Below are 24,419 nucleotides of genomic sequence, written 5' to 3' on the forward strand. Positions count from 1 at the left end.
AAACTATGCGAGTTAAAGGAACAAATGTTACGCGTATTCGTCGTAAAAAAATGATCAAGTTGGCCAAAGGCTATCGTGGTCAGCGTCATATTAATTTTAAAGTTGCCAAACAACAGGTTTGGAAGTCTTATCTGTATTCTTATCGTGATCGCAAGAACGTTAAACGTGATTATCGTAAGATCTGGATTGCACGTATCAATGCGGCCAGCCGGATGAATGGTATCTCATATTCTCAGTTAATGCACGGCTTGAAATTGGCTGGTATTGATTTGAACCGTAAGATGCTTGCTGAATTAGCTGTTACTGATTTTGCTACTTTCTCGAAACTAGCTGATGCAGCTAAAAAGCAGGTAACAGCGCCAATACGTAAAGCTGCCACTTTAGCTGTTGACATCAAGGTTGAAAGAATTGAAAACGGTGGAGCAAAGCCTGTCGTTCTTGAACCTGGCAAGAAAGTTGAAGAAGCAGAAGTAGCCACACTTGTTAAGCCTACGGCAAAATCAACAGTAGCTGATATTAAAGCTTTTCTCGATGCAAGTAATATTAAATACCCAGCATCAGCAAAGAAAGCCGACTTATTAGCTTTAGTTAAGTAAGCTAAGCTTACATAAATTAAAAGCCCGATCTCATTATGAGATCGGGCTTTTAATATAGTTTCATCAACTTATTATTTTTTACTAGATGAAGTACTAGAACTTTCAGAAGATGAGCTGGAAGAGGTTGATGAGCTGTTTTTCGAAGACGAACCGCTTGGAGCCGGCAAACTGCTAGATGAACTGCTATTGCTAGATGTATTAACCAGATATTGCTGTATGGCATTTTGCAATGCTGGATATTGCCTTCCCTTGAATTGAACATCGTTTCTGTTTAAGACACGGCTGATAACTCGCTGTACTTTTTGAGTGTTGTTGCTGTTGTTAACCCAACTATTAATCAGTGAATTAGTCAGAATAGTGCGATAGCTGTTTAAAGACTGTTTTTTTGCTTTTGAGTTCAAACGGATAATCGCATATTCGGAGCCAGTCTGGACTGCACTAGTCGTATAGGTACCGACTTTAAGTTTTGCAGAAGCGCTGACAATTGCAGGAGCAAGTGCCGTCGAAGTTGAATCAAAGCTTGGCATTCTGCCACCCTTGGATGCGGTAGCGGTGTTAGTCGAATGGCTTTTGGCCTGTGAAGCAAAGCTGTGACCTGCTTTTAAGTTTTTCAGGACCGTATCGGCATCTTTGCTATTGGCTACTGTGATGATAGAGACGTTCATTCTTGGCGTGTAATTCTTATAAGCTTTCTGGAGCTGTGAAGCGCTGATTTTATGGTAATTTTTGGCAGCTTCAACCAGCAGCAGTTGAGTACGAATTTGTCCTCTGAATTGGCTGGCTGTAGTTCCTTGTTGTGACAGGAAAGCGGACCAGGAACTTCCATATTGGGCTCTCTGTTCTTGATAGGCCCGGTTGACTTCTGTGCTGGAGACTGAGTTCCCATAGAGATGCTCCAGCGAATTGTTGATGACCATACCGACAAAGGTCTGCTGGCCAGTCGGTGTCGCAGTTACAGATGACATATATTGAGCTTCTGTCACTGCACCGCCTCGAGAGGTGACCAGGACTTTTGAAGTATTTAAAGTAAGATAGGCAACGCCGGCTAAAAATAAAAGCACGACAGCTGTCCAAACAAATTTACGCATAATTCCCCCGTTAATTTATAACCCTTTAATTCTAACGGAACTTAGCATGTAACTCAAATCATTTTTTGTGAAACGGGTATTTGACAGTTGATAGCTCGTCCTGCAAACTTTGCTGGTCTTTTGTCAACTGAGATTGCAGCTGTGTCATTTTATCTTGCGTCTGTTCTAGTTCGTCTGACATGTCTTGGATATTTTGTTTCTGCTCAGGCATGATCTTGATCAGCATTTTGACGGCAGAAACAGCTTTTTTTATAACATCAAATTCTGATTTCATGCTGGCTGAAAAGGTATCAAGCAAGTCTTTTAAGAAGTGTTTGTTTTTCATAGGCTAGTCATTTGAATTGGGCGCGAATAGCGTCTGCAATTTCCTGATATTTTTTATCGTTGTAATCACCGGAATTATCAACTTCTTTTGGCCGGTTCAAACCGTCCCCTTCAAAACGCGGAATTAAGTGCCAATGGGAATGTGGTACCGATTGACCAGCAATGGCGCCGTTATTTGAAAGGATATTCATGCCAATAATTTTTGGATTGGCTGCCTTGATGGCACGCGCAATCTTCGGCAGCTTGCCGAGAACTTTGGCCGCCAATTCGTCATCGTAATCAAAAATGTTGTCAACGTGCTTTTTAGGCACGACCAAAGTATGACCTGGTGTCGATTGCGCTAGATCCAAAAAAGCTAAAACATCCTCATCTTCATATACTTTATAGCTGGGAATTTCACCAGCAATGATTTTATCAAATACATCTGTCATGCCTATATTATATCGGTCTGTTAGAATTTAATCGAATAACTATGACATTAGAAGTTTCCCATTTGACCGGTGGTTATGGTCAAACAAATACAATTGAAGATATTTCTTTCACGGTGGCATCTGGTACTCTGACGGCCTTAATTGGTTTGAATGGGTCTGGCAAGACGACGACGATCAATCATCTGATTGGTATTATGCAGCCCAAGGCGGGCCAAATTATTTTTGATGGTATTGATAGTCAAAAAGAACCCGTTCGCTATCAATCTGCTTTGTCCTATATTCCGGAATTACCGGTGGTCTATGAAGACCTGACACTCAACGAACACGTCCAAACAACAATTTCAGCCTATCATCTCGATGAGAAAAAAGCCGAAAGCGACGCCCAGCGTCTATTCAAGATTTTTCGCCTGGAGGATAAAGGGAACTGGTTTCCGATTGATTTTTCAAAGGGAATGCGCCAGAAAGTTATGATCGTGATGGCACTTTTGGCCGATACGCCGCTGCTGGTCATTGACGAACCTTTCATTGGCCTGGATCCATTGGCTGTTGCTGATTTGATTGATCTGCTAAAAGAAAAAAAAGCCGCTGGTAGCACAATCCTCATGAGCACACATGTTATCGCCGGTGCTGAAGAGTTTGTGGATCAATTTTTGTTATTGGATCAAGGGAAAATTCATATTCGTGGTCATTTGAAGGATATTTTTCAGGCCTTTCCCAAACAGAAGACAATCGACGGCGTTTACTATCAGTTAGCCAAAGAGGCTGAAAAATGACGCGATTATTCGCATCTCGCCAGCAAAGGTCTTTTCAGCGAAACATGCGTTATTTAAGCCGGGCTTTTAACGATCAGTTTATTGCGTTTTTATTTATTGCCTTGGTTTTTGGCGGTTACGAGTACCTGCATCATCTCTCAGCTATCGGGCATAGTTTTTTCACTTTGCCGGTGCTGCTAATAATTAGTCTGGTTAGTTTGTTTTTGGGACGATTGGCTACTTTTTTTCAGGAGGCAGATCGGATTTTTCTCATTTCTGATCTTCGTGAGATCAAGCAATATCTTAAAGCAGCTCTGATTCGGTCGATTTGTGTTTCAGTTGTGATTCAGCTGATGATTAGTGTAGTAATGCTGCCAGCACTTTTAACCATTTTAAATGTTTGGGTAACCTGTTTATATGTTGCATTTTGGCTAGTTATCAAAATTTTTTTACTGCTTCTTAGTTATCGAAAAATTTGCTCTGACAGTAGAATTGCTTGGATTTACGCCATTGATTTAGAAAAACGACGTGTTAATCAGCTGAACCTTTTCTTGAACTTTTTCACCGATGTCAAAGAAATCAAACACGACAACCGGCCTAGCCGCCTGTGGGATTGGCTGATTAAACGTTTGCAGAAATTTAATCGGAGTTTTTACTGGATTTTATTTACCAGGTATTTTTTCCGCAGCCGCCAATTAATTGGGCCTGTGTTTTTTGTCAGCCTTTTGGGAATTATGCTGACGCTTTTTCTGCCTTCACTTTTCTCAGCTGCCTGTGCCGGCCTGTTTATCTTATTTGCGCTAGCTTACCAGCTGAAAAGTGTTTTTCATCATTTTGACCACCATTTGATGGTCCTAAGTTATCAAACAGATCTTGAGGCTAAATTGGCCGATTTTCAGCTTCTTGCAGTCAAAATCTATTCACCGGTGGTTCTTTGTTTATCCCTGTCCTTGCTGCTGACACATCGAACAACTGCATCTGCGTATGCCATCTTTGCTTTTATCTTATTTGCATGGTTGATTATCAAGGGTTATCTGCCGCGTCTGGTAGGATTTAAATATGCGACTAAGAAGTAAAAAATGGGCCAAGCCCTTTATCAGCAGCCATCCGGAATTGGTCATCGAAAATGATCAGGCTGGGCAGTTAAGAGGGCGGTGGCAGGCACGCTTTAAAAATGATCATCCAATTTATCTGGAAATTGGATCGGGAAAAGGGCAATTTATTTTGGAAAACTCCCTGGCATATCCGAAAATCAATTTTATTGGTTTGGAACTCCAACCGACCGCTGTGGCGATTGCTGGCAAAAATGCTTTGGAAAAAGATCCAGAAATCACGAATCTCAAATTAATTTACGGTGATGGTGCCGATGTCAGCCATTATTTCGCCGATGGCGAAATCGCGGGTATTTTCCTGAATCATAGCGATCCCTGGCCAAAGGCCAAACACGAAAAAAGGCGCTTGACGGCAGCGAATTTTCTGGCTTCTTACGCTCGAATTTTGCGGTCCAAGGGTACTTTGGAATTTAAAACGGATAATTTCGGCTTGTTTCAATACTCTCTAAGCAGTTTCAAGGACGCCGGCCTGAATTGGTCAGCTGACGATATCAGCTATGATCTGCATCATGAATTAGCCAAACATCCCCACAATATCGAGAGCGAGTATGAACAAAAATTTGCTGAGATGCATCAGCCGGAATACTGGGTCAAAGCCTCCTTTCCGTCTTAATTAATCTTTTGCATTTTTAACGAAAAGAATTTCACTTGTATCGGCGTTAGCAATAAAGTCGATTTTTTTTGTTTCCCCAGCATCGCTTGTAATCCAAGCACCGCCCATATAGACAGCTTTGACATCATAATCATCACTGCCGGTGCGCTGGCCGTTTATCCAAGCATGCGAGACTGTTCCTTGTGCCGATAGCGATTGTTTAACCTGATCCAGAACCTGATCAGCATTGTTATTTTTAATTTTCTTAGCTAGGAGCCAGGAAAGCCCGCCAGCGAGGGCAAAACCAATTCCGGCCGCAATTAAGTTGTTGTGATTTTTACTCATGCCAATAATTATATGGTTTTTTTGTTTTAAGATATAAATATGCTCGTTGCGGACTATAATTCGGGGACTCTGATCGTTTTTCTGGCAGCAGAAAAACCCGATTCAGTTGTCGAAACAAAAGACAATATCATACGAATTTCAAAAGAAGGAAAGACACTGGCCTATCATTTTACTGATCTATCATTTCCTAAATCAGGGCCTGTCACGCTAGATTCCGACACAATTAAAAAACTTAATCAAAAGTTAACTGATGCTGGATTTGAGGCAGAACTATCTCCTGATTTGCAGCCGAAGTTTGTGATTGGATTGGTTCAGTCGATTGAAAAACATCCAAATTCCGATCATTTGGCGATTGCTCAAGTGGCTATTTCCAAGGATAAAAGCATTCAAATCGTCTCTGGCAGCCCGAATCTGCGCACAGATGTTAAGACGGTTGTCTGCCTACCGGGTGCCATTCTGCCATCCGGTAAGATTATCTGGCCGGGTCAGTTGCGTTCTGTCGATTCTCAGGCTATGATGGCCGCACCAAGAGAATTAGGCCTGAAAAACGCCCCAGACCGCCCGGGGATGATTATTTTGCCGGACGACTTTGGTGACGTTGGCGATCCTTTGGATTTTAATAGAGCAAATGAATTGGAGTTTGATTAGGCAATCATGACAACATATTATTTTATCGGAATTAAAGGAACTGGTATGGCCAGCCTGGCATTGATTCTGCATGACCAGGGCAATACAGTACTAGGTTCGGATATCGACAAAGAAACTTTCACGCAGTTTCCACTCCTCAAAGCTGGGATTCGGATTACTGCTTTTGACCCGGCTCTCATTCAGGCCGATTATACCGTCGTTAAAGGCAATGCTTTTCCCGATAACCATCCACAGGTTTTAGCTGCTAAAGCACTTGGGGCGCGTTTGCTAACCTATCCAGAGGCTGTTGAAGAAGTCATTTCCCGTCACTTTTCGATTGCTGTTGCTGGTGCTCACGGCAAGACAAGCACGACCAGCCTTTTAGCACACATTCTTTCCGGCCGGCCGGAAGGCGTCAGTTATTTGATTGGGGATGGTGTTGGCAAAGGTATTGCTGACTCTAAATATTTTGTCGTCGAAGCCGATGAGTATGAACGTCACTTTCAGCCCTATACGCCGAATGTTGCGATCATCACGAATATCGATTGGGATCACCCGGATTATTACGAGAACTTAGATGATGTTGAAAAAGCTTTTTCGGAGTTCTCTGATCATGTAAGTCAGACTATTTTTGCCTATGGTGAAGATCCTCAAGTTCGCCGCCTTCAGCCTAAAAGAGCCAAAATGCTTTATTACGGCCTAGAACAACACGATGATATCTATGCTGATGATGTAGTAGAAAAACCTGAAGGAAGCTATTTTACTGTCTTTAATCAGGGAAAAGAACTTGGTCGCTTCTTTACGACGATTGAAGGGCAGCACGGCATCTTGGACAGCCTGGCTGCGATTGCTGTGGCCGACAGCCTGGGCTTGACTGTTGAAGAAATCCAAGACAAAGTCGCTTCTTATACAGGTGCCAAACGCCGCTTTGCTATAAGCCAAGTTGCCGATTTGACTATTGTCGATGATTACGCCCACCATCCTAACGAGATTAGAGCAACAATCGATGCGGCGCGTCAGAAATTTCCAGACAAACGGCTTGTTGCCGTCTTCCAGCCACATACTTACACACGTGTGAAAGCTTTTAAATCTGAATATATCAGTGTGCTTAGAGCCGTCGATAAAGTCTACATCACGCCGATCTTTGGGTCTCTTAGGGAAAAAGCAGGACAGGCTAAAAGTGAAGATATTTTAGAAAAATTGCCTAATGCAGCGACAATTTTGACTGAAAAGAATGCTTTCCATGAGTTGAGTGCCGAACATGGTGCTGTTTTGCTGTTTATGGGGGCTGGTGATATTGAAAAGTATGAGGACGCTTTAACGCAGGGCTATCAAAAGATTCAAGAAAAATAAAAAAGGTCAGTAATAGTCAGACAAAATTTTTGAGATCCTGTTATAATTAATTTCAAAAGGAGGTTAGAATGCAAAATTTTTCTAACAATCGAGTTTTGAAAGATGTGACAGATTCGACCAGACAAGCCGGGTTAGCTGCTTTCTTTCAAAGGACTTATGCCTATATGGGCGGTGCCTTGCTGATTACCTTCGGCTTGGCCTACCTTTTGGCATATCCGCTGGCTTCACAGATATCTAGTTTTTATCAGAATAGCGGCATGCTGACCTGGATCATTCTGGCAATTGCACAATTTGCGGTTGTGATTATGATTGGGCGCAATGCCTTGAAGAATCCTGCTTTAGCATTAGCCGGTTTGTTGGTTTATGCCGTAATTGAAGGCCTCTTCTTCGGTATCATTTTCGCTGTCCTCAGCTTATCGTCAATTGTCTCAGCATTTCTGGTGGCGGCTGTCGATTTTGGTGCTATGTCCTTATATGGCTTTATCACAAAAAAGAATTTGGCCTCTTGGGCACCGATTATGTTTGGTGCACTGATTGCTTTATTTGTTGGCATGATTATCAGCATATTTGTTCCCGGCTTTAGTTTGATTATCTCAGTCTTGGGTATTCTCGTCTTCAGTGCGTATGCTGCCTATGATAATAATCGTTTGAAGCAGATGTATTTTCAGCTTCAAGGCCAGGGAAACGAAACCACTAATGGTTTGGCTATCGCTGGTGCGTTGAATCTTTACTTGGATTTCATTAATTTGTTCTTGTTCCTGCTCAGACTGTTTGGTAATCAGAGAAACTAGTGAAATTAGTTTATCTTGAAATTCCGCTCGCAAAAGCGGAATTTTTTTGCTGTTATCAAAGAAGAATAGTTAAAGTTAATTAAGAGAACTCATAGAAAACGGAACAAATAAATGGTTAAAACAACGAATGAATACAAAAATCGCGTGACATTCGCGATTATTTCCCACCCGGATGCCGGGAAGACCACTTTGACTGAGCAGCTGCTGCTTCATGGCGGCGTGATCAGACAAGCTGGAACAGTCAAGGGCCGCGGGTCAAACAAGATGGCTTCTTCAGATTGGATGGCTATCGAGCAGCAGCGTGGCATTTCTGTCACTTCTTCAGTACTGCAGTTTGATTATGCCGGCAAGCGAATTAATATTTTGGATACACCTGGACATGAGGATTTTTCAGAAGACACCTATCGAACATTGATGGCTGTGGACTCAGCTGTCATGGTCATCGACTCTGCCAAGGGTATTGAACCTCAGACGAGACGATTATTTGAAATTGTAGCAAAAAGAAAAATCCCGGTTTTCACTTTCTTTAACAAATTAGACCGTGACGGCCGCCAAGCCTTTGATTTGGTTGATGAGCTTGAAAAGACCCTAGGCATTGAAGCCTGCCCGATGAATTGGCCGGTTGGATCTGGTCAATTGTTGCAAGGCATTTACGACTTGCAAGCGGACAAATTAATTAAATACAGCCATACAAAAGAGCTTGATCAATCAGTCTATGATGAGGCTCAGACCGAGATTGAGCTATTAAAAGAGGCTGGAAACAAACTGGACGAGGACAAAGTGATGTACGGGCGGCAGACTCCTGTCTTCTTCGGTTCTGCTTTGGCCAATTTTGGTGTTGAACAATTTTTAAATGAATACCTGAAGTATGCGCCGGCACCTTCGGAAAAACCAACGATTGATCAGCAGGAAATTCAACCTGATGATCCGCAATTTACAGCTTTTGTGTTTAAGATCCAAGCTAATATGAATCCGAATCACCGAGACCGTATTGCTTTTGTCAGAATTGTGTCGGGAAATTTTGTCAAAGGCATGGAAGTGACCTTGGCAAGAAACGGAAAAAAACTGAAATTGAGTAATGTGACTGAGTTCCTAGCTGATGAGCGGGAAAACATTCAAAATGCTGTTCCCGGGGACATTATCGGCTTATATGATACTGGTAATTTTCAGATTGGCGATTCTATTTTTTCGGGTAAAAAGAGAGTCGAATTCGAACCATTGCCAACATTTACACCAGACCTCTTTAATCGTGTTCTTGCTAAAGATGTCATGAAGCAAAAAACTTACCACAAAGGGATTAATCAATTAGTACAGGAAGGTACGGTTCAGCTTTTTCAATCTTGGCGGGGACAAGAATATATTTTAGGTGCCGTTGGTCAATTGCAGTTTGAAGTTTTTCAGTTTAGGATGGCCAATGAATACAATTCACAGGTAATTTTTGAACCAATTGGCAAAAAAATTGCACGCTGGATTGATCCTGAGGATTTAGATGAAAAAATGAACAGCAGCCGGTCGTTATTAATGCGCGATCGGAAGGGCGACCCGGTTATTTTATTTGAAAATCAATTTTCATTGAATTGGTTTGCTGATAAATATCCCAACGTCAAGCTGCAGGCAAAGCTGTAACTATTTGTCACATTTATCATTTTTTGCTAAAATTTGTCACGTTAGCAAGGAGAGAAAATGCCAGAGAAGAAAACGACGACTGCTAAAAAAGCAGCTGTAAAATCTACAGAGCCAGTTAAGAAGGCTGCTGCAAAGACGGTTGCCGCAAAGAAAACAGCCGTAGAAGCATCATCAACCGCAAAGAAGACGGCTAAGAAAGTGCCTACTGCAGCTAAAAAAGGGACTGCAAAGGCATCTGCAGCCGCTAAAAAAACAACCGCCAAGGCTGCAAATACTAAAAAAGCAGCAAGTAAAACTGCCACAACTGCTAAAAAGACGGTTACCAAATCTGTTGCAGGCGGAACAAAAACTGCGGTGAAAACAATCGCCAAGGCTGCAAATACTAAAAAAGCAGCTGCCCCAAAGGCAAAAAAAGTTGTTAAAAAAACAACCGCTGTTAAGCCTGCTGCTAAAAAAGCAGCTGAAAAAGTTTCAGAAAAAACTGATCAGACCGCACAGGCTATTAAGGAAACGGCTAAACCAGTTGTCGATCAAGCCAAGGAAACAGCTGCTCAGGCGACAGAAAAAACTGTCGACAGTGCCAAGACAGCTGTTAAGGAAAGCAAATCCTGGTTTGCTAAATTATTAGATAAATTCAGAAAATAATTCACAATAAAAAAAGCCTTAGGGCTTTTTTTATTACTGTTAATGATGCCGATCCATTTCGCTATTTAGCATGTCGTCCACTCGGATGTTGCCAGAGGTATTTTGATGTCCTTTCACCCATTTGAGGGTTAGACGAGGTTTTAGCTTGATATACAGCGGATAAAGAGCTCGCCAGAGATTGATATTAGGCCGATCCTGTCCGCTTTTAATCCAGTTGTTCAGCCAGCCTTTTGACATCGGATCCAAAACATAATGTGAGTCGCTAATGAGAAGAATCGGTTTATCATCAAGTTTTTGGCTGCTGAGAATGTCTTTAAAAGCTTCTAAAATCGCGGTTAATTCCATGGCATTATTGGTTGCGCCGAGCTGAAAGCCAGAGGCAGTTAATTCTTGATCCTGGTATTTGATCAGATAAGCCCAAGCGGATAAATCATTATTTTTAACATGCTGGCCTAATTTATTGCCTGTGTTGCGGTTTCCGCCATCAGTGTAAACCGTAATCTGTAAATCATTCATGATTTTATCTTGCCACAGTTTTAAAAGATAAATTCGATTGTTAGAATAAATGAGTGAATAAAATATTGAAACAAATAGATTGGCTGCTCATTGGACCTTTTTTATTTTTGAGTGTGATTGGTATTCTAGTTGTTTTCTCGGCTTCCTCTGCATTTCCAAGCGGGGCTTTCGGTTTTTTGTTCAGGCAGTCTTTGTTCGCGCTGCTGGGTATACTGACAGTTGCCATCTTTGATTTTTTCATAAAAATAAGATGGCTCGCATCACCAAAATTGGCTTCGATAGCCTTGGGTGTGACTTTTGTTTTACTAGCATTTGCACGGTTTATTTCTTCGAGATCCGCTGGTACTGGTGCTCATGGCTGGATTGCGCTGCCTTTTTTTAATATTCAGCCGGCAGAAATTTTTAAAATTACGGTCATTTTGTATCTATCTTCTCTGGCCGCCCGCCGTTTGGACAAATCCGAGCGCCGGTCAAGTAAAAATATCCCGTCCAAAACGACTTTGCCTGCTGCCCGCCGGTATTTTGGATTTTTACCATCGCAAATTGCCTTTGTGATGGCTAATTTGCTTCTAGTGCTGATTATGCCTGATTTGGGCAATTCTTTGATTGCGTTTTTCTTGATTTTACTGATTGTTTTTGCTTCCGGCGTCCATTTAAAATGGCTGCTGCTCATGCTGCTAACAATCACGGCGCTTTATCTGTTGCTGCCAACTCTGCTGAATCTGCTGCCGGCCTCTTTTTTAAATGGCAACTTTCAGGCGCGCCGTTTTTTGATTTTTTTAAACCCATGGCCTTATTCCAGCAGCTACTCTATGCAGCTGATTAACTCCTTTTATGCGATCGCCCACGGTGGCCTTTTCGGTGTGGGACTGGGAAATTCAATTGAAAAAATGGGCTATCTCCCTGAAGCAAATACCGATTTTATCATGTCTATTTTTACTGAGGAGTTAGGTGCGCTGGCCTTATTCTTAGTTGTTGCTGTTTTGATGCTGATGATCGGCAGAATGTTTTACATCGCTTTTCACATTAAAAATAATTTTGGCCGCTTGGTTTTGTATGGTATTGGCAGTTATTTCTTTATACAGGCATTGGTCAATCTTGGTGGTATTATTGGGGCGCTGCCGATGACTGGTGTCACATTTCCATTTATATCTTATGGTGGTTCGTCTTTTTTGATAAGCTCTATCTCAGTCGGAATTGCCTGTACCGTATCAAGAGAATATAGTCGTCAGCAGGCAAGGCAGAAACAAACAAGCAGGGCAGGAGTCGTAGTATGAGAGTTGTAGCTGGAAAAAATCGCGGTATGCGTTTAAAAATGGTGGCCTCTAAATTGACAAGGCCGACAACTGATAAAGTCAAAGAGGCGCTTTTTTCGATTATCACACCATATATTAAAGCTGGTTTGGTATTGGATTTGTATGCTGGTTCTGGTGCTTTGGGTATTGAAGCTGTGTCTCGAGGTTATTCCAAAGCCTATTTGGTTGACCATGCTCGTCCCGCGATCGATGTGATCAAGGCCAATGTTGCAGCCACAAAAAATCCCCAGGCATTTGAAATAATGAGACTGCCGGCCAGCCAAGCTTTGACTAAAATGGCCGAAGACGGTTTGAAATTTGATTTACTAATATTTGACCCTCCCTATGCCAAACAGCATATTGCAAATGATGTCAAACAATTACAGGATGACGGGCTGTTGGCCGAAGATGCTTTGCTCGTGGCCGAGACAGATGATCATGGTTTTCACTCGCTCAACGATAATCTTCCGGCTGGTTTTACGGTTTTAGCGCAGAAGAATTACGGTATTACATATTTGACGATTTTTAAGAAGGACAAAATCAATGGTTAAGGCAGTATTTCCAGGATCTTTTGACCCGCTCACATTTGGACATCTGGATGTTATCCAACGGGCGGCCAAGTTGTTTGATGAATTGATCATTGCAGTTGGCATTAATACGAACAAAGCAGCTATGTTTGCCACTGACGAAAAGATTAAATTAATCCAAGATAACGTGACGGATTTGAGCAATGTCATGGTACTACCCATGCCCGGCTTGACTTTTGAATTTGTTAAAGAAATGTCTGCTCAAGTTATTGTTCGCGGCATTCGCAGTGTCAGAGACTATGAATATGAACGGGATATTGCAGAATTGAATCATCGTTTAGGCGATATAGAGACGGTCCTACTGCCCTCGAAGGCCATTTACCAAGATATTTCTTCTTCTAATTTAAAGGAAGTTGCCAAGTTTGGTGCGGATATTAGCCATTTTGTTCCCGAAAATGTTGCAGAACTGATAAAGTTGAAGACTAAATGAAGAGAAAATCATTAGTTACAATTTTATGTAGCTTTGCTGTTACCATGCTCTTGGTAATCGCTGCTGCGGCCTTTCTTTTATTGCCGACCAGTGACTATGTTGAGACGCCTGGAGAAGCTGATAACATTCGTAATTTCATGACTGTTGACGGCCAACGGGATCAGACTAAAGGTTCCTTTCGTCTCGTGTCAGTCTATTTATCGCCGGCTAATCGTTTAGACTGGCTAATCAGTCGTGTGAATGATACATACTCAATTACGCCTAGAGAAGAAATTCAAGGCGGTGTCTCGAATCGCGTTTATGCAATGATTAGCGAATATCAGATGAAGACGGCTATTTTATCAGCTGAGCAGGTCGCTTTTAAAGCTGCAGGTATGGCTGATCAGCTACACACCACTTATCGTGGTATTTACGTAGCATCAATTGCAAAAAATTCCCGTTTTGCAAAAAAAATTAGAATTGGCGATACGATTACTAAAATAGATGGCCGCCACTTTAATAATGCCAGCGGTTATCAAAAATATTTAGCTAATATGCCTAAGGGCAGAATGATTGAACTGACAGTTTTGCGGCAAGGCAAAATTTTGACCTACACTGGGAAAACCGTACACTTGGCAAATACTAAGGACAAAGATTATCCTAAGGGCCGTAGCGGTATCGGTATTAGTCTCGTTGATAATGTTGATGTGATGACACAGCCGGCTGTTGCAGTCAATGTCGGTCAGATTTCCGGCCCTTCAGGCGGTTTGATGTTCAGCTTGCAGCTATATTCTCAACTGACTTCAGAAAATATTAAAAAAGGCCGTAATATTTCCGGTACTGGCACGATTGATGATCAGGGCAGAGTTGGTGAAATTGGCGGTATTGACAAAAAAATTGTTGCTGCACAACGGGCGGGCTCGACAGTTTTTTTTGCACCCTATGTCAAGCCCAGCAAAGCACTGGCAAAATTAACCGGCGGGCCGACAAATTGGCAGGTAGCACAGAAAGCTCAGAAAAAACACGCACCGAAAATGGTTTTGGTACCGGTTCGAAATTTTCAGGATGCTCTGAACTATTTAAAAGACGGTACCATTATCAAAACGAAGTAATATAAAAGTCTCAAAGCCTCTCGGGGCTTTTTTATTTTGCTCAAGAAGTTCGTATAACTACTTCGGGAGCGGAAATGCAAACATATTTTGAACACATGATACAAGCTGCTTACGAGCAAAGAGCCTCTGACATTTATTTGCTGCCGGAACAGGGACGCTACCAGATTAAGTTTCACAATGGCAGCCAGCCGATTGGCTATCGTATTATCAGCTCCCAACTAGCAGATCAACTTTTCAGCTTTTTAAAATTCAAAGCCCAGATGAATATTGCTGAAAATCGCAGGCCTCAGGTGGGCTCGATGATAATGGCGTTCGGTCAAGAAAATTTGTCGCTTCGCGTTTCCACGGTGGGAAATTTTGCCAACAAGGAGACAATGGTGATTCGTATTCTCTATGATCAATCCTTTCACGAACTATCTTGGCTCATCGACCAACAATTCGATCAGCTGGAGAAGGCAATACCGCAGCAGGGGCTTGTTGTGGTGGCTGGTCCGACTGGCTCTGGCAAGACTAGTACCATTCACCAGCTTCTAAATAAGCAGAGTGATCGAAAAATGATTTTGACCATTGAAGATCCTGTTGAGATCAGAGATGAAAAAATCGTGCAGCTGCAAGTCAATAATGAGGCAAATATGTCTTATTTGGATTTGATCAAAGTGGCTTTAAGACATCATCCAGATATTTTGCTGATTGGTGAAATTCGAGATGCTCAAACCGCCCAAGCAGCCGTACAGGCATCTTTAAGCGGTCATTTGGTTTTTTCCACTCTGCATGCCAATTCGTCTTTGGGCGTTATCAGTCGTTTATTAGAAATGAATGTCAATCCAGTCTTGTTAAAAGACGTCATGCGTTTGGCAGTTTATCAGCGTCTGCTTCCAAGAAATGACGGCCATCAGGCAGCTTTAGCAGATTGGCAATTCTTTACAGACGGTTGGGATCAATCGGCACCGGCTTTCACATCAAAATGGAAGGAGAATTTAGATGATGCGTATCACCATTCCTGGATTTCAAAAGAAGTCTATGAGGCCTATCTCAAGATTGCCTCGTAAACGACAAGTCGCATTTTTTAGTCTATTCGGCCAACTCATTCAATCTGGTTATTCGATCAATCACGCGGTTCAGTTTATGCAGCAAACTTCTCCTGACGAGATATGGATTCAGAAATTAGCCAGTAGCTTGGAACAAGGACAAAATTTTGCTAATGCAATCGCTCCCTATTTAAGTGCATCATTAAATTTTCAGATTAGTATGGCAAACAAATATGGTCATTTAGAAGATGTGCTTTTGCAACTGGCTGATTTTTCGTCAAAGCAGCTTGATCAGGAAAATAAAATTAAACAAGTTTTACGTTATCCGATTATCCTGGTCTGTTTGTTAGCTGTCATGGCGCTTGTAGTCAAGATCTTTCTGCTGCCAATTCTATCCAGTTGGCAAACTGATCAGAGCGATAGCACCTCCCAGAACGGCTTGCTCTATTTTGAGTTAGGGGGCATATTGATGGCCTGCTTGTTTTTAGCGTTCTACTACTGCCGACGTTTTAAAAGCAAACCCCGTCTTAAGCGCTTGGAAAGTTTGGTCAAAATTCCTATCTTTGGGAAGACACTTGCCTTTTTGATTAATTATGAGTTCAGTATCCAACTTTCAATGCTCTTGTCGTCAGGTTTGCAGCTGGCTCAGGTAGCCGAAGAGGTCGCATTATCGCAGGACGACTCGCTAGAGGCTGATTTTGCAAAGAAAATGGTTGAAACTTTCACGAGTGGTTCCAATCTTTCAGGCTATTTTCAAAAGCTGCCATTCTTGGATCGCACGATTGCTGTTTATTTCCAGCAGGGCTCTGATTCAGAGCTGTTAAACAAAAATTTAAAAACTTATTCACAAATTACTTACCGAAAATTTTTGGCAAGTGTCGACAAAATAATCGCACTAATTCAGCCGCTGAGTTTTGCAGTAGTGGGAATTGGCATTGTTTTCCTTTATTTGTCGATGCTGATGCCGATGTACCAAACTTTAGGAGGAATGAATCAATGAAGAAATTAATTATGAAAATGAAACAAAAAAGAGGTAAAGAAAGCGCTTTCACTTTAATAGAAATGGCTGTCGTCTTGTTTATTATCGGCCTACTGATGCTTCTGGTATTGCCGAATTTGAACTCGCAAAGGCAAAAAGCGGCCGATACACAATCTGATGCAATGGTTTCGATGATTCAAACGCAGGTCAATCTTTATGAAAACGATACGGATGACACGAGTGTTAGTTATTCTGATTTAGTTTCTGGACGTTATTTGACTGATAAGCAAGCGGCCAAAGCACAATCATTGGGTATCACAATCAACGGTGATAATGTCACAAAGTAAATCTTTTACTTTGCTGGAATCGGTGATTGTATTGTCTGTTCTCGCTGCATTAGCCATTTGTGCCTTATCAGTACCGAAGGAATCTGAAGCAAAAATGCAGACCCGATTTTTAAAAAGCTATGGATCCTTTTTTAATCAGGCACAGCTTTTAGCTCAACGTGAAAATCATGATGTTGATTTCATTTTTCAACATCAAGTGATCAGCTTTATAAGTCCAAAAGGACAGAAACGAGAGCTGGACATTCCCAAGGGAATGCATACCGAGCCGCGCCGTCTTTCATTGAAAGCCAATGGCTATGTTGCCCCAACGAGTATCGTCTTTTTAGATGACCGTGGAAAACCGCGGTTTTCGCTTATTTATTCTTTAGGTTTTGGCAACTATCGGGTAGCTGATTATGATTAAAAGAAAATCCTTTGTTTTGGCAGAGGCAATGCTCGCTTTAACAATTACAACGGTGGCAATTCTTTTTATTTCTGATTTGCAGCTACGGCAGCAAACACAGATTTCTGAATTGCAAACAAAAATTAGGCAACATCGCGAGCAGTTAACGGAGCTTTATGATCACAATGAGCCATAAACAAACAGCCTTCACATTGGCTGAAACCATGATTGCACTGACTGTTTTTGCATTCATCATATCGATGTTTCATTTTGCATCACAATTTGTTCAAAATGAAAAAAAGACGGCGAATTTGATCAATTATCAGCGTACTTTGATGCAGCTGGAAAATCCCGATCGGCAGTATGAGTGGGATCGGCAAGGAAATCAAATTTATTTTGTCTCAGCTCGCCATGAAGATCAAAGGGTGCGCTTTCGTCTGAACAAAAATGTTCTTCAATTAACAACTGATCAAGGTGGTACCATGCCGATTGTCTCCGGCGTTAGTGATTTTGAACTGCTGGAGAATCAGGGCAGACTGCATTTTGTAATTATTTTTTCTCGAAAGGAGCACTATGAGACTGATCTTCTGCTTAAAAGGCATCTCGCGAGCAAAGACTAGCTTCGTTTTGCTTTCTACTTTAATTTTAATTGCTTTGATTAGCTCGATCATGCTTGGTATTTTTTTGATTCATGCTAACGAAATTGCCTCACTGCAAAATATTGATCATTATTATGAAAAACGACTTGAAGAACTTGTCCAATCTGAGCCAGATCCTTAAGATTGAAGTATGCAGCCAGAAAAATTGCTCGAAATTGTTCGTGTCTTAGATAATCATATTCCCGTTTCCGAAACTAAATTTAGTCAGATCATTGAAAAAATGCAATCTCTGGACTTCTCTAGTTATGATCAAACTGATATGGTCAATGCTTGCAACCTGTTTTTTGCCAAACACTTTTCTGAGAATCTTGTCATCGCCAATAAAATGACACCACCTGTGATTGGCGATTTGATGGCACTTGCAGCGTCTGAGCTTGGGCTTTCAGGCCAGTTCATTATTGATCCACAGGTTGCATTTCCAGATTTGATTTTCCAGTTCGCTAGCCATTTTCAGCGGCCTATTTTTGCCGAATCAGCTGATGAAGAAGTATTGAGTGCTTTATCTAATTTAGCGCAAATTTATCGCTTTGATTTCACGCCTGCCGACTCAAAAGCCAGTAAGTTAATTGTCAGCCGATTATTGGGAATTGATTTTGCAAAAGAGTTGGATAGCTTAATTTATCTGTCTCAATTCCAGCCTGGACAAGCAGCGATTATTTTGGCTGACAATGTAGATCTGCAGTCAGGCGTGCTGCCATTGATGCTTAAAAGTCATCCGGAGTTGGAATTGCTGTCGATTATTAAATTGCCAAACGGGCTTTTTAAACATGCTGAAATGGCTTCAAGCCTTCTCATTCTTCGCCGAAAAGTGGATAATGAAAAGGTAGTTGCCCGGATTTTGCTTGCTCAAATTCCGGAGCTTTCAAATAAAGAAGATTTTTCCAAATTTGTTTCGCAGCTAAAGACATGGAAAAAGGAGAATTTGTGAGGTTTTATGACAAAAATTTTATCTGTTAACGCTGGTTCATCGTCATTAAAGTTCAAATTAATGGACATGCCGGAAGAAAAAGTCATCGCCGAAGGCATGATCGAGCGTATCGGTGTTGACCTTAGCCAAGATGATAATGTATCAATTAAATTCCAAGGGGAAAAACATAAGTCCCGTCATGCTTTTTCAAACCATGAAGAGGCGATTAACTTTACGCTTGCTCAATTTAAAGATTTGGGTATTGTGAAGGATTTTGATGAGATTAAAGGAATTGGCCACCGTATTGTGGCCGGTGGCGAATGGTTCAACAAGTCAGTCCTTATTGATGATGAAGTCCTGAAGAAAATTGAACGTTTGGCAGCCTACGCGCCGTTGCATAACCCAGCCAATGCATTGGGAATTAAAGCTTTTTCTAAAATTATTCCTAATGCTGTCGAAGTAGCCGTTTTTGATACGGCTTTCCATCAGACGATGCCTAAGGAAAACTATTTATACGCAGTTCCATATGAGTATTACACGAAGTATGGTGTTCGCAAATACGGGGCACATGGTACTTCACATAAATATGTGGCCGAGCAGGCCGCTCAAATGCTGCACAAACCGCTTGAAAGTTTGAAGCTGATTACCATGCATCTTGGCGCCGGCGCATCAGTTACAGCGATCAAAGACGGAAAATCCTTGGACACCTCGATGGGATTCTCTCCGTTAGCTGGATTAATTATGGCGACGCGGTCAGGGGATGTCGATGTATCGCTGGTTAATTATGTGAAAGGCAAAGAAGGGCTGTCTGATCAGCAGATGCTGGATATTCTGAATCATAAGTCCGGCTTGCTTGGTATTTCTACTTTATCTAGCGATATGCGCGATTTGCTCGATGTTTATGATACTAATGAACATGCTCGATTAGCTGTTAATATGTTCGTTAATCGTGTTGTTAATTATATTGCACAATACTATTTCGAGCTTCAGGGTGTTGATGCTTTGGTCTTTACAGCCGGTATTGGTGAGAATTCTGTGCCGATTCGAAAGATGATTTTGGAAAAATTGGCTTTTCTTGGTGTCAAATTGGATGAAAAAGCTAATGATCAGCATGGGGTTCAGACAGCGATTACACAACCCGATTCCTCGATTACGGCTTTTCTGATTCCAACCAATGAGGAGCTGGAAATTGCGCGTGATGTTCAAAATTTGATGAAATAAAGAAAAACGTCTTCGGGCGTTTTTTTATTATCTTTTTGCTTGACATTATAGTTGTGAAGTTTTACACTAATAATGTTAATAAGTTCACAAAGTTGTTTATGAGATCGGGCTTATTACAAAAGGAGAACTGATGGCAGTTGAAACTAAAAAAATCACTAAGAAACAGCTGACTCTAGAAGAAATTCAGGCTAAAAAGGATTTGGCTGCGCAGTACATTCAAGAGCTTGTTGATAAGTCCAAAGAGGCTTTACTGGAATTTTCATCTTATACACAAAAACAAGTCGACCAGATTGTCGCGGCTATGGCCTTGGCCGGCTCAGAGCATTCTTTGGAACTGGCACATTTTGCCTATAACGAGACTGGCCGTGGCATTGTCGAGGATAAGGATACAAAGAATCGTTTCGCATCCGAATCTGTTTACAATGCGATTAAAAATGATAAAACGGTCGGTGTCATTGACGAGGATCCCGTTACCGGAAAGGTCAATTTGGCCGCACCCCTTGGCATTCTTGCCGGAATCGTGCCGACAACCAATCCAACTTCGACGACTATTTTTAAGTCCTTGCTGACAGCTAAAACACGTAACACAATTATTTTTGCCTTTCACCCTCAAGCGCAAACATCTTCGGTGGCTGCTGCCGAAATTGTTTATCAAGCAGCTCGCAAGGCGGGTGCACCTAAGAATTTTATTCAATGGATTGAAACACCTTCGTTAGAAAATACGACTGCTTTAATGCGGAACCCTGGTATTGCTTCTATTTTGGCCACAGGTGGTCCTGCTATGGTACACGCGGCTCTCACATCAGGCAATCCGTCAATGGGTGTCGGAGCTGGTAATGGTGCCATATTTATCGACCATACCGCTCGTGTCCGCCGCGCCGTTGAGGACCTGCTTTTGTCCAAGCGTTTTGATAACGGTATGATTTGTGCCACAGAGAACTCAGCCGTGATTGAAGCATCTGTTTACGATGAGTTTATGGAACTGATGCAGCAAAAAGGTGCTTATCTCGTTCCAAAAAATGACTATAAAAAAGTCGCTGACTTTGTTTTCAATGATAAGCACGGTGTTAACGGCCCGGTTGCCGGTATGAGTGGTCGCTGGATTGCTGAAAAATCCGGTATTAACCTGCCAGAAGGCAAAGATGTCCTTTTGTTCGAACTTGATCAAAACAACATTGGCGAGAAACTTTCTTCCGAAAAATTGAGTCCCTTGCTTTCAATCTATAAAGTTCAGGACCGTCAAGAAGGTATTAAAGTTGTTCAGCGTTTATTGGCTTACCAAGGTGCCGGCCATAATGCGGCGATCCAAATTGGTACACAAGACGATCCTTTTGTTAAAGAATATGCGGACGCTATCAATGTTTCTCGGATTCTTGTCAATCAGCCCGATTCGATTGGCGGTGTTGGCGATATTTATACAGATGCATTGCGTCCTAGCCTGACGTTAGGAACAGGATCTTGGGGGAAGAATTCGTTGTCGCATAACTTGTCTACTTATGATTTGCTGAACATTAAAACTGTTGCACGCCGTCGTAACCGGCCACAATGGGTACGTCTGCCAAAGGACATTTACTACGAGAGAAACGCCATCACTTATCTGCAGGAATTGCCAAAAGTTGATCGTGCCTTTATCGTGACAGGACATTCGATGGTCAAGTACGGTTTTGTCGATCGCGTCTTAGAACAGTTTGCCTTGAGAAACGATCAAGTCAAGACCAGCATTTACAGTTCTGTACAGGCTGATCCCTATTTGAGCCAGGCCGTTCAGATTGCCAAGCAGATGCAGGAATTCCAGCCCGATACAGTTATTGCGCTAGGCGGCGGATCACCTTTGGATGTTGCTAAAATTTCACGTTTTCTGTATGAATATGCACAGCAATCAGGTCAGGACGATTTTCTGGACGACAATGATGCAATTAAAGACTTGTTTAAGGGCCTGCAGCAGAAATTCATGGATATTCGCAAGCGAATCGTTAAATTCGAACATCAGAATCTGACACAGTTGGTTGCGATTCCAACGACTTCCGGAACTGGTTCTGAAGTGACGCCTTTCTCGGTTATTACTGATGATGAAACGCATGTGAAATACCCATTAGCCGATTATGAATTAACACCGCAAGTCGCCATCGTTGATCCGGAATTGGTTATGACCGTGCCAAAGCGAACAGTTGCTTTGTCTGGCCTGGATACTTTGTCTCACTCGCTCGAATCGTATGTATCAGTCATGAGTTCTGAATTCACACGGCCTTGGGCGCTACAGGCAATCAAATTGATTTTTGAAAACCTGGTCGACTCTTACAACTATGATCCAAAACACCCGACGAATCGCGGCACACAGGCACGCGGCAAGATGCATTATGCTTCGACACTTGCTGGTATGTCATTTGGAAACGCCTTCTTAGGGCTGAACCACTCCTTGGCACATAAAACTGGCGGTGAGTTTGGTCTGCCACATGGCTTGGCTATCAGTATCGCAATGCCGCATGTGATTCGTTTTAATGCTGTAACCGGCAACGTTAAGCGGACACCTTTCCCACGTTATGAAGTTTACACAGCTCAGAAAGATTATGCCGATATTGCACGTCACATCGGCCTAACAGGTAAAGATGATGCTGAATTGGTTGAAAAACTGATTGCTAAGATCAAGGAATTGACTGATGCTTTGGATGTGGATATCACTTTAAGCGGTAATGGTGTTGAAAAAAAGCGCTTTGAGCAGTCATTAGATAACTTGGTGGATCTTGTTTATGATGACCAGTGCACAGCCGGTAATCCACGCCAGCCAAGCTTGACAGAAATCAGAAAATTACTGATTGACCAATTTTAAAAATTAAGAAACAGATCTGAAATAGGTCTGTTTTTTTAATTTAATAAAAAACGGTTAGAATACTGTAGGTATGCAAAATAGAAGATACAGATCCCCTAGGCGTCGTCCACGACAAAAAAGGCGTTCGCCCCTTCAATATATGATTTTTTTCTTAATCACACTCGTTTTAATCATTATTTTCGGCTCTTATGTCTATAACAGAATTCAGGCAAGTCAGTTGCGAGAGGCTTATTCGGCGATTAATCCTAGTGACCGGAGTTATCAGCTGGTTAGAATTCGCCAAGGGTCGACGGTTCAAGATATTGCTCAAGGCCTTAAAAAAGCTGGGCTGATTCGTACTGAGCTCGATTTTTCCCGCTATGCATTAACTCGCGGTGGCAATGGTTTGCAGGCAGGTGATTACTATCTGCAGCGTTCTCAATCGATGTCGCAAATTTATGCGCGCCTGTTAGAAGGGCCTAACACAGAGGTGTATCGTAAGCTGTTCATTAAAAAAAGGGCCCCGTATGCACGGCAGCTGCAGGGACAGTATCGTGTTTTGGCTTCAATTAATTTGGCGCAGACGATTCTGGAATCACAATGGGGCACCAGCACACTGGCCTCAAAATATAACAACTATTATGGGATTAAAGCACAAGGCAACCAGAGAAGCGTTGAAATGTCGACACGTGAATATCTAAATGGAAAATGGGTGACAGAAAAGGATCGCTTTGCCGTTTATGCTAACTGGCAGGCAGGTATGCTGGCACACGCACAATTCATTCGTAACGGCACGAATTTGAATGCTGGACAGTTTAAAGATGTCCTGGCATCTGGTAATTATCGTGATGCTGCAGCGGCTTTGGTTAAAGACGGCTATGCTACAGATCCGGATTATGCTCAAAAAATTGTGGCAATCATCGAAAATTACAAATTGAATCAGTATGACTAACAAAGGACAAGGAATATGAATTTTATTGGTGTCAATCATATTGCAATCATCGCGAGTGATCTGGCTCAAAGCAAAGATTTTTATGTTGACAAGCTTGGTTTTGAAATTGCCAGTCGGCATGACCGGCAGGAAAAACAGGATATTATTTTAAATCTCGTGAAAAATGGCCTTCGTTTGGAAATTTTTATCAAACCAAATGCACCGAAACGGCCTTCATATCCTGAAGCGACCGGTCTTCGCCATTTAGCTTTAACGGTGAATCATATAGAAGATATCGTTGCCGAGCTTAAATCTCGAGGCATTGCAGTTCAAGAGATTCGTCATGACAGCTTCACTGGCGAAAAAATGGTTTTCTTCACTGATCCGGATGGACTGCCAATTGAATTGCATGAATAAAAAACGGTATGAGAATCAATCTTCTCATACCGTTTTTTGTATTTATGAAATTATTTAGCTTTACCAACACGACTGATTTTAACGGTCATTGAATTATTTCCAGGCAAAGGTATTTCAACTGTGTCGCCCGTCTTATGATTCAAGAGTGCTTTACCCATCGGGGAATCGTTTGAGATTTTTCCGGACATCGGATCAGATTCTGCGGATCCAACAATCGTGTAGCTCTCTTCTTCACCGTCAGGCACTTCTTTAAAGGAGACCGTCTTGCCAAGAGTTAAGATATTTTTTGAGACTGAATTAGTATCAATGACTTCGGCAAACTGGATCATCTGCTGCAGTTGTATTACTCGTCCCTCAACAAAAGCTTGCTCGTCTTTAGCTGACTGATATTCCGAATTCTCGGAAAGATCGCCAAAAGCACGGGCCTCCTGGATTCTGCTGGTAATTGCTGGACGCTTATTTTTAATTAAATCGTCAAGTTCTGCTTGAAGTTTTGCAAGACCTTCAGCAGTCATGGGATATGTTTTTTCTTCTGCCATAT

Annotated in this window: 30 protein-coding genes and 1 pseudogene; 25 read left to right on the forward strand and 6 right to left on the reverse strand. The window is 41.9% G+C overall.

The window, feature by feature from the left end:
• Positions 1 to 5: 5 nt before the first annotated feature.
• Positions 6 to 407 (forward strand): annotated as a pseudogene (rplT, locus tag OKIT_RS05685) (50S ribosomal protein L20); the annotation flags it as partial.
• 108 nt (positions 408 to 515) lie between these two features.
• A complete protein-coding gene (locus OKIT_RS09835; RefSeq protein WP_341348852.1) occupies positions 516 to 596 on the forward strand; it encodes a HeH/LEM domain-containing protein in 81 nt (26 codons plus the stop codon).
• Positions 597 to 667: 71 nt separating this feature from the next.
• On the opposite strand, the gene OKIT_RS05690 is transcribed toward OKIT_RS09835, so the two are convergent.
• From OKIT_RS05690 to OKIT_RS05700, 3 genes are read right to left on the reverse strand one after another with little or no spacing between them, the layout of a single operon-like run.
• The gene (locus OKIT_RS05690; protein ID WP_007746077.1) at positions 668 to 1,684 is read right to left on the reverse strand and encodes a peptidylprolyl isomerase; all 1,017 of its coding nucleotides are present in this window, start codon (positions 1,682 to 1,684) and stop codon (positions 668 to 670) included.
• Between the two features lie 58 nt (positions 1,685 to 1,742).
• On the reverse strand, positions 1,743 to 2,009 hold the full coding sequence (locus OKIT_RS05695) for a hypothetical protein (RefSeq protein ID WP_007746078.1): 267 nt from the start codon (positions 2,007 to 2,009) through the stop codon (positions 1,743 to 1,745).
• A gap of 7 nt (positions 2,010 to 2,016) precedes the next feature.
• On the reverse strand, positions 2,017 to 2,439 hold the full coding sequence (locus OKIT_RS05700) for an HIT family protein (protein WP_007746079.1): 423 nt from the start codon (positions 2,437 to 2,439) through the stop codon (positions 2,017 to 2,019).
• A gap of 41 nt (positions 2,440 to 2,480) precedes the next feature.
• On the opposite strand from OKIT_RS05700, the gene OKIT_RS05705 reads away from it, so the two are divergent.
• From OKIT_RS05705 to trmB, 3 genes are read left to right on the forward strand one after another with little or no spacing between them, the layout of a single operon-like run.
• On the forward strand, positions 2,481 to 3,212 hold the full coding sequence (locus tag OKIT_RS05705) for an ABC transporter ATP-binding protein (protein WP_007746080.1): 732 nt from the start codon (positions 2,481 to 2,483) through the stop codon (positions 3,210 to 3,212).
• Positions 3,209 to 4,267, forward strand: a complete 1,059-nt coding sequence (locus tag OKIT_RS05710) for an ABC transporter permease (protein WP_007746082.1) — start codon at positions 3,209 to 3,211, stop codon at positions 4,265 to 4,267. The genes OKIT_RS05705 and OKIT_RS05710 overlap by 4 nt, the downstream gene beginning before the upstream one ends.
• The gene (gene trmB, locus OKIT_RS05715; RefSeq protein ID WP_007746085.1) at positions 4,251 to 4,916 is read left to right on the forward strand and encodes a tRNA (guanosine(46)-N7)-methyltransferase TrmB; all 666 of its coding nucleotides are present in this window, start codon (positions 4,251 to 4,253) and stop codon (positions 4,914 to 4,916) included. The genes OKIT_RS05710 and trmB overlap by 17 nt, the downstream gene beginning before the upstream one ends.
• Here trmB and OKIT_RS05720 read toward each other — a convergent pair whose 3' ends face one another.
• On the reverse strand, positions 4,917 to 5,240 hold the full coding sequence (locus tag OKIT_RS05720) for an LPXTG cell wall anchor domain-containing protein (protein WP_007746086.1): 324 nt from the start codon (positions 5,238 to 5,240) through the stop codon (positions 4,917 to 4,919).
• A gap of 39 nt (positions 5,241 to 5,279) precedes the next feature.
• Between OKIT_RS05720 and ytpR the strand changes: the two genes are divergently transcribed.
• The 5 genes from ytpR (at position 5,280) to OKIT_RS05745 (ending at position 10,282) form a co-directional block, all read left to right on the forward strand.
• Positions 5,280 to 5,888: a YtpR family tRNA-binding protein gene (gene ytpR / locus OKIT_RS05725; protein WP_007746088.1), complete on the forward strand. Its 609-nt coding sequence runs from the start codon at positions 5,280 to 5,282 to the stop codon at positions 5,886 to 5,888.
• A gap of 6 nt (positions 5,889 to 5,894) precedes the next feature.
• Positions 5,895 to 7,220 carry a UDP-N-acetylmuramate--L-alanine ligase gene (murC, locus tag OKIT_RS05730; RefSeq protein WP_007746096.1) on the forward strand — a complete coding sequence of 442 codons (1,326 nt, stop codon included), beginning with the start codon at positions 5,895 to 5,897 and terminating at the stop codon, positions 7,218 to 7,220.
• Positions 7,221 to 7,288: 68 nt separating this feature from the next.
• Complete coding sequence (locus OKIT_RS05735) at positions 7,289 to 8,011, forward strand: Bax inhibitor-1/YccA family protein (RefSeq protein WP_007746097.1); 723 nt, start codon at positions 7,289 to 7,291, stop codon at positions 8,009 to 8,011.
• 111 nt (positions 8,012 to 8,122) lie between these two features.
• Positions 8,123 to 9,637, forward strand: a complete 1,515-nt coding sequence (locus OKIT_RS05740; protein ID WP_007746098.1) for a peptide chain release factor 3 — start codon at positions 8,123 to 8,125, stop codon at positions 9,635 to 9,637.
• 57 nt (positions 9,638 to 9,694) lie between these two features.
• Positions 9,695 to 10,282, forward strand: a complete 588-nt coding sequence (locus OKIT_RS05745) for a hypothetical protein (RefSeq protein ID WP_007746099.1) — start codon at positions 9,695 to 9,697, stop codon at positions 10,280 to 10,282.
• 39 nt (positions 10,283 to 10,321) lie between these two features.
• Here OKIT_RS05745 and OKIT_RS05750 read toward each other — a convergent pair whose 3' ends face one another.
• Positions 10,322 to 10,798 carry a ribonuclease H family protein gene (locus OKIT_RS05750; protein WP_007746102.1) on the reverse strand — a complete coding sequence of 159 codons (477 nt, stop codon included), beginning with the start codon at positions 10,796 to 10,798 and terminating at the stop codon, positions 10,322 to 10,324.
• 53 nt (positions 10,799 to 10,851) lie between these two features.
• On the opposite strand from OKIT_RS05750, the gene OKIT_RS05755 reads away from it, so the two are divergent.
• The 15 genes from OKIT_RS05755 (at position 10,852) to gloA2 (ending at position 23,878) form a co-directional block, all read left to right on the forward strand.
• A complete protein-coding gene (locus OKIT_RS05755) occupies positions 10,852 to 12,075 on the forward strand; it encodes an FtsW/RodA/SpoVE family cell cycle protein (protein ID WP_028291757.1) in 1,224 nt (407 codons plus the stop codon).
• Complete coding sequence (rsmD, locus tag OKIT_RS05760) at positions 12,072 to 12,644, forward strand: 16S rRNA (guanine(966)-N(2))-methyltransferase RsmD (protein WP_007746107.1); 573 nt, start codon at positions 12,072 to 12,074, stop codon at positions 12,642 to 12,644. Before OKIT_RS05755 ends, rsmD begins: the two co-directional genes overlap by 4 nt.
• Positions 12,637 to 13,110, forward strand: coding sequence for a pantetheine-phosphate adenylyltransferase (gene coaD, locus OKIT_RS05765; protein WP_007746109.1), 474 nt, complete (start codon positions 12,637 to 12,639; stop codon positions 13,108 to 13,110). Before rsmD ends, coaD begins: the two co-directional genes overlap by 8 nt.
• Complete coding sequence (locus OKIT_RS05770) at positions 13,107 to 14,201, forward strand: SepM family pheromone-processing serine protease (RefSeq protein WP_028291756.1); 1,095 nt, start codon at positions 13,107 to 13,109, stop codon at positions 14,199 to 14,201. The genes coaD and OKIT_RS05770 overlap by 4 nt, the downstream gene beginning before the upstream one ends.
• Before the next feature lie 74 nt (positions 14,202 to 14,275).
• Positions 14,276 to 15,250, forward strand: a complete 975-nt coding sequence (comGA, locus tag OKIT_RS05775) for a competence type IV pilus ATPase ComGA (protein ID WP_007746112.1) — start codon at positions 14,276 to 14,278, stop codon at positions 15,248 to 15,250.
• On the forward strand, positions 15,183 to 16,229 hold the full coding sequence (locus OKIT_RS05780) for a type II secretion system F family protein (protein ID WP_241778169.1): 1,047 nt from the start codon (positions 15,183 to 15,185) through the stop codon (positions 16,227 to 16,229). Before comGA ends, OKIT_RS05780 begins: the two co-directional genes overlap by 68 nt.
• Positions 16,226 to 16,555 carry a competence type IV pilus major pilin ComGC gene (gene comGC, locus OKIT_RS05785; protein ID WP_007746116.1) on the forward strand — a complete coding sequence of 110 codons (330 nt, stop codon included), beginning with the start codon at positions 16,226 to 16,228 and terminating at the stop codon, positions 16,553 to 16,555. The genes OKIT_RS05780 and comGC overlap by 4 nt, the downstream gene beginning before the upstream one ends.
• Complete coding sequence (locus OKIT_RS05790; protein ID WP_007746117.1) at positions 16,542 to 16,958, forward strand: type II secretion system protein; 417 nt, start codon at positions 16,542 to 16,544, stop codon at positions 16,956 to 16,958. The genes comGC and OKIT_RS05790 overlap by 14 nt, the downstream gene beginning before the upstream one ends.
• Entirely contained in the window at positions 16,951 to 17,133 is a 183-nt protein-coding gene (locus OKIT_RS05795; RefSeq protein ID WP_007746118.1) for a hypothetical protein, read from the forward strand. The genes OKIT_RS05790 and OKIT_RS05795 overlap by 8 nt, the downstream gene beginning before the upstream one ends.
• Entirely contained in the window at positions 17,123 to 17,557 is a 435-nt protein-coding gene (locus tag OKIT_RS05800; protein ID WP_036593609.1) for a competence type IV pilus minor pilin ComGF, read from the forward strand. The genes OKIT_RS05795 and OKIT_RS05800 overlap by 11 nt, the downstream gene beginning before the upstream one ends.
• Before the next feature lie 169 nt (positions 17,558 to 17,726).
• The gene (locus OKIT_RS05810; protein WP_007746121.1) at positions 17,727 to 18,524 is read left to right on the forward strand and encodes a class I SAM-dependent methyltransferase; all 798 of its coding nucleotides are present in this window, start codon (positions 17,727 to 17,729) and stop codon (positions 18,522 to 18,524) included.
• A gap of 6 nt (positions 18,525 to 18,530) precedes the next feature.
• Positions 18,531 to 19,724 carry an acetate/propionate family kinase gene (locus tag OKIT_RS05815; protein ID WP_007746122.1) on the forward strand — a complete coding sequence of 398 codons (1,194 nt, stop codon included), beginning with the start codon at positions 18,531 to 18,533 and terminating at the stop codon, positions 19,722 to 19,724.
• Positions 19,725 to 19,854: 130 nt separating this feature from the next.
• Positions 19,855 to 22,551 (forward strand): bifunctional acetaldehyde-CoA/alcohol dehydrogenase, encoded by a 2,697-nt coding sequence (gene adhE, locus OKIT_RS05820; RefSeq protein WP_007746123.1) that lies wholly within the window; start codon positions 19,855 to 19,857, stop codon positions 22,549 to 22,551.
• A gap of 70 nt (positions 22,552 to 22,621) precedes the next feature.
• Entirely contained in the window at positions 22,622 to 23,482 is an 861-nt protein-coding gene (locus OKIT_RS05825) for a glycoside hydrolase family 73 protein (protein WP_028291754.1), read from the forward strand.
• A 15-nt stretch (positions 23,483 to 23,497) separates the two neighbouring features.
• Positions 23,498 to 23,878 (forward strand): SMU1112c/YaeR family gloxylase I-like metalloprotein, encoded by a 381-nt coding sequence (gene gloA2, locus OKIT_RS05830; RefSeq protein WP_007746125.1) that lies wholly within the window; start codon positions 23,498 to 23,500, stop codon positions 23,876 to 23,878.
• Between the two features lie 50 nt (positions 23,879 to 23,928).
• On the opposite strand, the gene greA is transcribed toward gloA2, so the two are convergent.
• The gene (gene greA / locus OKIT_RS05835; RefSeq protein ID WP_007746126.1) at positions 23,929 to 24,417 is read right to left on the reverse strand and encodes a transcription elongation factor GreA; all 489 of its coding nucleotides are present in this window, start codon (positions 24,415 to 24,417) and stop codon (positions 23,929 to 23,931) included.
• Positions 24,418 to 24,419: the final 2 nt, after the last annotated feature.

This window comes from Oenococcus kitaharae DSM 17330 (assembly GCF_000241055.1).
GTDB lineage: Bacteria > Bacillota > Bacilli > Lactobacillales > Lactobacillaceae > Oenococcus > Oenococcus kitaharae.